This is a genomic window from Streptomyces sp. NPDC006265, from assembly GCF_040613555.1.
GTDB lineage: Bacteria > Actinomycetota > Actinomycetes > Streptomycetales > Streptomycetaceae > Streptomyces.
This window is the reverse complement of record NZ_JBEXSH010000469.1, coordinates 1-6,993: the sequence shown is the minus strand read 5'-3', so window position 1 is coordinate 6,993 and position 6,993 is coordinate 1. Positions and strand designations below refer to the sequence as shown.

The 6,993-nt window shown below is 72.2% G+C and carries 4 protein-coding genes and 1 pseudogene; 1 reads left to right on the top strand and 4 read right to left on the bottom strand.

The window, feature by feature from the left end; all coding sequences use genetic code 11:
• Nucleotides 1–242 precede the first annotated feature (242 nt).
• Nucleotides 243–2,978, top strand: a complete 2,736-nt coding sequence (locus ABZ281_RS30625; RefSeq protein WP_356660711.1) for a Tat pathway signal sequence domain protein — start codon at nucleotides 243–245, stop codon at nucleotides 2,976–2,978.
• Nucleotides 2,979–3,027: 49 nt separating this feature from the next.
• Here the strand turns inward: ABZ281_RS30625 and ABZ281_RS30620 are convergent, their stop codons facing one another.
• From ABZ281_RS30620 to ABZ281_RS30605, 4 genes and pseudogenes are all read right to left on the bottom strand, one after another.
• Nucleotides 3,028–3,234 (bottom strand): hypothetical protein, encoded by a 207-nt coding sequence (locus ABZ281_RS30620; protein ID WP_356660709.1) that lies wholly within the window; start codon nucleotides 3,232–3,234, stop codon nucleotides 3,028–3,030.
• 11 nt (nucleotides 3,235–3,245) lie between these two features.
• The gene (locus ABZ281_RS30615; RefSeq protein ID WP_356660707.1) at nucleotides 3,246–4,601 is read right to left on the bottom strand and encodes a diaminopimelate decarboxylase; all 1,356 of its coding nucleotides are present in this window, start codon (nucleotides 4,599–4,601) and stop codon (nucleotides 3,246–3,248) included.
• Nucleotides 4,602–4,876: 275 nt separating this feature from the next.
• Entirely contained in the window at nucleotides 4,877–6,538 is a 1,662-nt protein-coding gene (locus tag ABZ281_RS30610; RefSeq protein ID WP_356660705.1) for a helix-turn-helix domain-containing protein, read from the bottom strand.
• A 159-nt stretch (nucleotides 6,539–6,697) separates the two neighbouring features.
• Nucleotides 6,698–6,993, bottom strand: a pseudogene (locus ABZ281_RS30605) (hypothetical protein); the annotation flags it as partial.

Below are 6,993 nucleotides of genomic sequence, written 5' to 3'. Positions count from 1 at the left end.
TCCTGATCGTCGGCGGGCTGGCCGTGGTGGCCGTGTCCGCCTGGTTCGCGGCGCCGCTGGCACTCCCCGTCCTCGGGGCCGTCGCGGCGGCGGCCGTCGCCGTGGAGGAGCGGTACCTGCACCGCTGAACGACGGTTTCCCCATACTCCAGGTCGGCGCCCCGGCACCGCACCTCTCTCTGTCATGCCCCTGACCAGCGTACGGATTCGCTTCCCGCACGGACGAGGAAAGGCAGCATCGCCATGTCTCCCATCCCCCGCAGGTCCCTCCTCAAAGCGGCCGCCGTCACCGGAGCCGCCGCCCAGTTCAGCTGGGCACTGGGGGCGCAGGACGCCCAGGCCGTGCCCAGAGCCGAGGCGGCCGACGCCGACCCGGTGACCCTGGACTGGCTGGAGGACGGCGGCCTCGGCGCCGCACCCGGCTCCACCGTCGGCGTGCCCTGGCCCAAGGGCGCCTACCAGAAGCACCAGACCTTCGCGCTGACGGACGCCGGCGGCAAGGCCGTGCCCGTGCAGTCCTGGCCGATCGCCTACTGGCCCGACGGGTCCCTCAAGTGGACGGCACACGCGGTCGCCTCGGGCGACGGCAAGCTCACCCTCGCCGCCGGGACGCCCGCCGCACCCGAGAAGAAGGTCACTGTCGGCAAGCGCGGCGGCACCATCGACATCTCGACCGGTGTCATCACCGCGAGGATCGGCACGTCCGGCTCCACACTCGTCAAGTCCGTCGCCCGAGGCTCCACGGAGATCGCGAGGAACGGCCGGCTCGTGCTGATCCGCCAGCCGGAGATCGAGGACGAGGACCAGGGGGCGGTCAGGACCGAGCGCTTCGACGGCGCGATCTCCAAGGTCGAGGTCGAGCAGGCGGGCCCGGTCCGCGCCGTCGTCCGCATCGACGGCAAGCACCGCAAGAGCGGCCGCAGTTGGCTGCCCTTCTCCATCAGGCTCTACTTCTACGCGGGCGCCGACTCCTTCCGCATGGTGCACACCATCACCTACGACGGCAAGCAGGAGCCGGGCAAGGCCAGTGGCGACTTCATCCGCGGCCTCGGAGTCCGCTTCTCGGTACCCCTGCGGGACGAGTCGTACGACCGCCATATCCGCATCGGCGGAGACGGCACCGGGCTGCTGCGCGAGGCCGTCAAGGGCATCACCGGACTGCGCCGGGACCCTGGAGCGGCCGTTCAGGCCGCCCAGTTCGAGGGCAAGAAGCTGCCCGACCCCGCCACCTGGGACCAGCGGGTGACGACCCGGCTGCAGTACATCCCCGAGTGGGGCGACTACACCCTCTCGCAGCTGTCCGCCGACGGCTTCACGCTGCGCAAGCGCACCAAGAAGGGGCACGGCTGGGTCGCCGCGGGCGGCGGCCGGCGCGCCTCCGGGTTCGGCTACGTCGGCGGGGCGAGCGGTGGGTTCTCCTTCGGGCTGCGCGACTTCTGGGAGAAGTTCCCCGCCCAGCTCGACATCCGGGACGCCCAGACCGACGAGGCCGAGGTGACCCTCTGGCTCTGGTCGCCCGAGGCGCAGCCCATGGACATGCGCTTCTACCACGACGGCATGGGCCAGGACACCTTCCCGGAGCAGCTCGAAGGCCTCAACATCACCTACGAGGACTACGAGCCGGAGTTCGGCACCCCGTACGGCATCGCCCGCACCTCCGAACTCCTCTTCTGGGCCAACGAATCGACCCCGAGCCCCGACCGGTTCGCCGAGCAGGTCGAGGCCGTCCGCGTCCTGCCACAGCTGGCCGCCCCGCCCAAGCAGCTCATCAGGGCCAAAGTCTTCGGACCGAACCTGTACTCCGAGCCCGACCGCTCCACCCCGGCCAAGGCGAAGATCGAGGACCACCTCGACTTCCTCTTCACCTACTACAAGGACCAGGTGGAGCAGCGCCGCTGGTACGGCTTCTGGGACTACGGCGACATCATGCACACCTACGACACGTTCCGGCACCAGTGGCGGTACGACATCGGCGGCTACGCCTGGGACAACTCCGAGCTGTCGCCGGACCTGTGGCTCTGGTTCGCCTACCTGCGCTCCGGCCGCACCGACATCTTCCGCTTCGCCGAGGCGATGACCCGGCACACCGGCGAGGTCGACGTCTACCACCTGGGCAAATGGGCGGGCCTGGGCACCCGGCACGGGGTGCAGCACTTCGCCGACAGCGCCAAGCAGCAGCGCATCGCCAACACCACCTACCGGCGCTACTACTACTTCCTCACGGCGGACGAACGCGTCGGCGACCTCATGCACGCCAACGTCGACTCCGACGAGACGTTCCTCGCCCTCGACCCGCTCCGCAAGATCCGCACCGAGCCGTACACCCCCGACCGGCACGCCCTGTCGATCGGCTTCGGCACGGACTGGAGCGGCCTGGTGTCGGCCTGGCTGACGGAGTGGGAGCGCAAGGGCCCCAAGTGGGAGAAGGCCAAGGCCCGCGTGCTGTCCACGATGGAGACCATCGCCGCCCAGCCCAACGGCTTCGTCCAGGGCAGCGGCCTGTACGACCTCGACACCGGCAAATTCGCCGTCGCCGGGACGGCCAAGGTGGAGGTCTCGCACCTCTCGGCCGTCTTCGGCCTCAACGAGCTGTGCGCCGAACTCATCGATCTGGTCGACATGCCGAAGTTCAACGAGGCGTACTTCGACTACTGCCGCTACTTCAACGCCACCAAGGCCGAGCAGGCGGCACGCTACGGCTCCAACTTCGGTTCCCTGCTGCTCTTCCAGGGCCACTCGCGACTCGACGCGTACGCGGCCGTCAAGACCGGCGACGAGAAGCTCGCCAAGCGAGCCTGGGAGAAGTTCTACAACTCCGACGGCTACAAGGAGTCCGCGCCCTGGCGGACGGAGAAGCTGAGCGGCCCGGTCGCGCTGGTGCCGGGCAGCGAGGCCACCTGGGTGTCCACCAACGACACCGCGCTGTACGGCCTCGCAGCCATCGAGAACCTGGCCCTGCTCGGCGACAGGATGCCGTAGCGGAAGCCGGAAGCGCGGTTGCCGGTGGCGCCACCGGCAACCGCTCGTCCTAGTCGATGATCTGGTTGAAGAACAGCACGGCGGGGGCCAGCACCCCGCCCCCGACGCTCACCGCGACCGGCCACACGTGGCCGGCCAGCGCCGCCAGGACGGTGGCACCGATGCCGACCAGGGCCGCCAGCAGGAAGACGATCGCGGCGCGCTGACTGAGAAGCGGTCCGTCCCGGCCGGGCCCACGGCGGTCGGCCTGTGCCACCTCGGTGCCCCCTAGCCGGCGCTGCGAACGGGCTCGTGCGCCCGGCGCCGCACCGGCACGCGAGGGGCACCCTGGCCCGGCACGTCCCAGGGATCCTGCGCGGGACGCAGGAGTTCGAAGCGGACACCCCCGCCGTCACCGTCCGTCCGGATACCGTGCACGGCGGGCTCGGGCAGGCTGTTGTAGTGGAACGGCGTCGAGAAGTAGTAGGCGCCGGTGTCCGGGACGGTGATGAGGTCACCGGGTTCCAGCAGCGGCAGCGCACGGTCACGCGCCAGCAGGTCCCCGGCGAAACAGGCCGGCCCCGCGATGTCCTGGCGGACCGGCCCGCCCCGCTTGGCCCTGCCGCTCGGCTCGTGCGCCTCGATGCGCAAGGGCCAGGCGTCGGGGTTGAACACCGTCCGGGTGGCCACCTGCACACCGGCGTGGGTGACCGCGATCGGCCGGCCGCCCATGCTCTTGGTGTACTCGACGTACGCGGCGGTGAAACCGTTCTTGGCCAGGACGGAGCGCCCGAACTCGGTGACGATCCCGTACCGGCCGGAGAACAGGGCGGGAGCCTGTGCCCGCAACTGCCGGACGTAGGTGTCGAACGTCGGTGTGGTCTCGTCGTCGGCGAAGTTCACGGGCAGTCCGCCGCCGATGTCGATGCCGACGATCTGGCGCCGTCCGAGCGAGGCGTTGACCTCCTCGGCGAACGCCACGGCCCGCGCGACCCCGCCGGCCATGAGGTCGAGCGGGCAGCCCTGTGAACCGGCGTGTGTGTGCACCCAGGTGAGCCACGGGTGGTCGTGGTAGGCGCGCAGCAGCCGCTGCCGGCTTCCCAGGTCCGCCAGGGGCACGCCGAACTTCGATGTGCTCGTCGCCGTGCTCATCGCGGCGATGCTGCCGCCGCCGAGCTGGGAGTTGACGCGCACTCCGATCCGCGAGACCGGGACACCGTCGCCGACGGCCCGGTCGATCCTCGCCAGTTCCTGGTAGTTGTCCACGTTGACGGTCACCCCCAGGCCGAGGGCGTGCCGCAGTTCGGCCTCCGTCTTGGCCGGAGAGTCGAAGACGATCCGCTCCGGCGCGAACCCGGCGGCCAGCGCGCGGGCCAGCTCGCCCGCGGTGGCCACCTCGCAGCCCATGCCGAGCCGCCGCAGTTCCGCCAGCACCGGCACCAGACAGTTCGCCTTGGCCGCGAACGCGTGCAGGACACCGGGGGAGGAGGGGAAAGCGCTGTGCAGGGACGCGACGGTGGCCGCGACGCCGTCCAGGTCGACGAAAGCGGCCAGGGGGGACCGCTCGGCATCCAGCAGTCCCTGTCGCACCGCCTCCTGGAGGATCCGTTCACGTCGGTCGGCGGCGGCAGTCAGTCCGGTCATGGTGTGCCCTTCCGGTGTCGTAGGCGCGGCGCCCCGGCCGGCCCGGGGTGGACCACCAGGCTGCTGGCCGCACCCGGCCGGTGTCTTCGTCGAATCCTGAAAGACGCCGGCCGCACGGACGACGGTCTGCGGCGACAACTCGCCTGCCGGGCGGAGGCGTTGTCCGATGCGACAACAGGTGAGCCCCCTGGATGGTGGCCGCGGCCAAACGACGGACCGCCTGCGTGGCCGAGCCTCTGCAGGTGTTCAGGGGCGCGTGCCGTCGGACGGGGCGGTCAGAGGCGGGTGCCGTCGGCCTCGCCGCCCAGACGCAACTGCACCTGGGCCAGCAGCCGGGCGTCGGGGCTGTCCAGGTCCAGCCCGGACACCTGCGTGATGCGGCGCAACCGGTAGCGCAGACTGTTGGAATGCACGCCCAGGGCGCGCGAGGCGGCGGACACGTCACCGAAGTGGTCGAGGTAGGCGCGCAGGGTCTCCACCAGGCAACTGCCGCTGTGGCCGGCGTCGAACTCCCGCAGCCGGGCCACCGATGTCCGCGCCGGCAGAGCCAACTCGCGCAGGGCGTCGACGACCTGGAGGATGCCCACGGTGTCCGCGACGTCCTCGCTGCGCGCCACGGTGTGCGGCCTGCCGGACGCGATGAGCGCCTGCAGGGCCTGCTCTGCCGACCTGCGGGATTCGGGCGCCCGTGCCAGGCCGGGGACCACGTCACCGAGCCCTGCCTTCACCGGCGCGCCGATCGTCGCCGACAGCTGCTCGGCCAGGGCGTTCCCGAGCCGTCTCACCTGGGCGTCGGCCCGCCGCGGGTCGCGTTCCAGCCCACTCACCAGCACCAGGGTCCTGCCGCCCGCCGGGACCACCACGACCCGGTGGCCGAGGGCCGCGCAGTGCAAGGTCAGCAGGCCGTGGAGCCCGGCCGGTTCCTCGCCCGAGGGGCGGCCGGTGCCGGTCCCCACCGCCAGAACGGCGCAGGGCTCCCCAGGCGGCAGCCAGGCCCGCTCCGCGAGCACCTCGACCGATCCGCGGTCCTCCAGCAGCGCCCGGGCCGCGTCCTCCACCAGCCGGCCGTCGGAGCTGTGGGTGCGGTGGTGGAGCAGATGGGCGGCGGCGGCCCGGACCGCCCCGCGCAGCGTCTCCGCGGCGTTCGGCGACAGCGGACGGCCGGCCACCGCCGCCACCCAGAGTGACCCGAGCGCCTCTCCGCCCGCCCGCACGGCACCGACCAGACGCTCCGGATCCTGTCCTCGGGCGGGCCGGTGCAGCACGTCGTCCGCACCCCACAGCGCCTGGAAGAACCCCGCCTCCCGCATGGCCGCCACCCGCCATGGCGGCACACGGCGGCCGAGAATGGTCAGCCGGCGCATCTCGTCCACGTTCTCCTCCGTGGAGGAGTAGGCCAGCACCCGCGACTCCGTGTCCTCGATCGTCACCGAGCCTCCCACCAGGGCGGCCACCGCGTCGGCCAGCGAGTCCAGGTCGCCCAGGCGCACCTCGCCGGCCGTGGGCGCCAAAGGCGCGCCCGCCGCAGCCAGCCCCGCCCTCAGCACCCCCACCAGCTGTGCCCACGTGCACCAGGCGGTGCGGAAGAGTACCGCCGTGCCGCTCTCCTCCGCGGCCGCCTGCAACGCCCGCGCGGTGGACTCAGGCCGGCCCGGACCGAACACGACGCCCGCCGCACCTGCCTCACCGGCCCGGCGCACCACGTCGACCGCGTAGGCGGAACGCGGGTCCACGCCGACCGCGAGCAGTAACTCCCGCGCCCGGATCACCGGTTCCAGGGCGTCCAGCACATGGACACCGGTGACCTTCGTCCGCAGCCCCGCCGGGGCCGTGTGCAACTCCACGGCTCCCGCCCCCACCACCGAGAGCAGACGCTCCAGCGTCCCCTCTTCCTCGGCGCCCGGGCCCCGGCCCGACGATTCCACCAGGTCCGTCACGGTGCCTCCCCGTCCCAGCCCGACCATGCCGCCGTGGGGCGGCCGGTTCGGAGACCACGTATGACATCACGGGCCCGGTCCGCCGTCGAGAGGCCTTCAGGGCACACGAAGGCGCCGACGGCGCGAACCGCGGGGCGCCGAACGCCCCCCAGCTCATCGTCAGTTCATCCTTCCCAGGACCTCCCGCATCCGCCGGACGTCCCGGATCCGCTGCTCGTACGTCGCCCCCAGCGCCAGCAGCAGGAGGCCGGCCAGGGCGGGAGGCGCCCAGCGGGGGAGGGCCCCCGTCACCTGCACGACGTACGGGGCGAGTTCGTGCAGCGTGACCAGGGCCAGCACCGCGCCGCCGAGCACCAGCGGCGCCCGGAGGTGGTGCCGGGCACCCAGCAGGGTGACCAGCAGCGCCGCTACGCCCAGCAGCAGCGGGCGCGTCCAGTGCGGATCGGCCCAGGCCG

Bases quoted from the DNA above. Each gene is read 5' to 3' on its own strand.
- ABZ281_RS30625 (WP_356660711.1), top strand. From the start codon at position 243: ATGTCTCCCATCCCCCGCAGGTCCCTCCTCAAAGCGGCCGCCGTCACC.
- ABZ281_RS30615 (WP_356660707.1), bottom strand. From the start codon at position 4,601: ATGACCGGACTGACTGCCGCCGCCGACCGACGTGAACGGATCCTCCAG.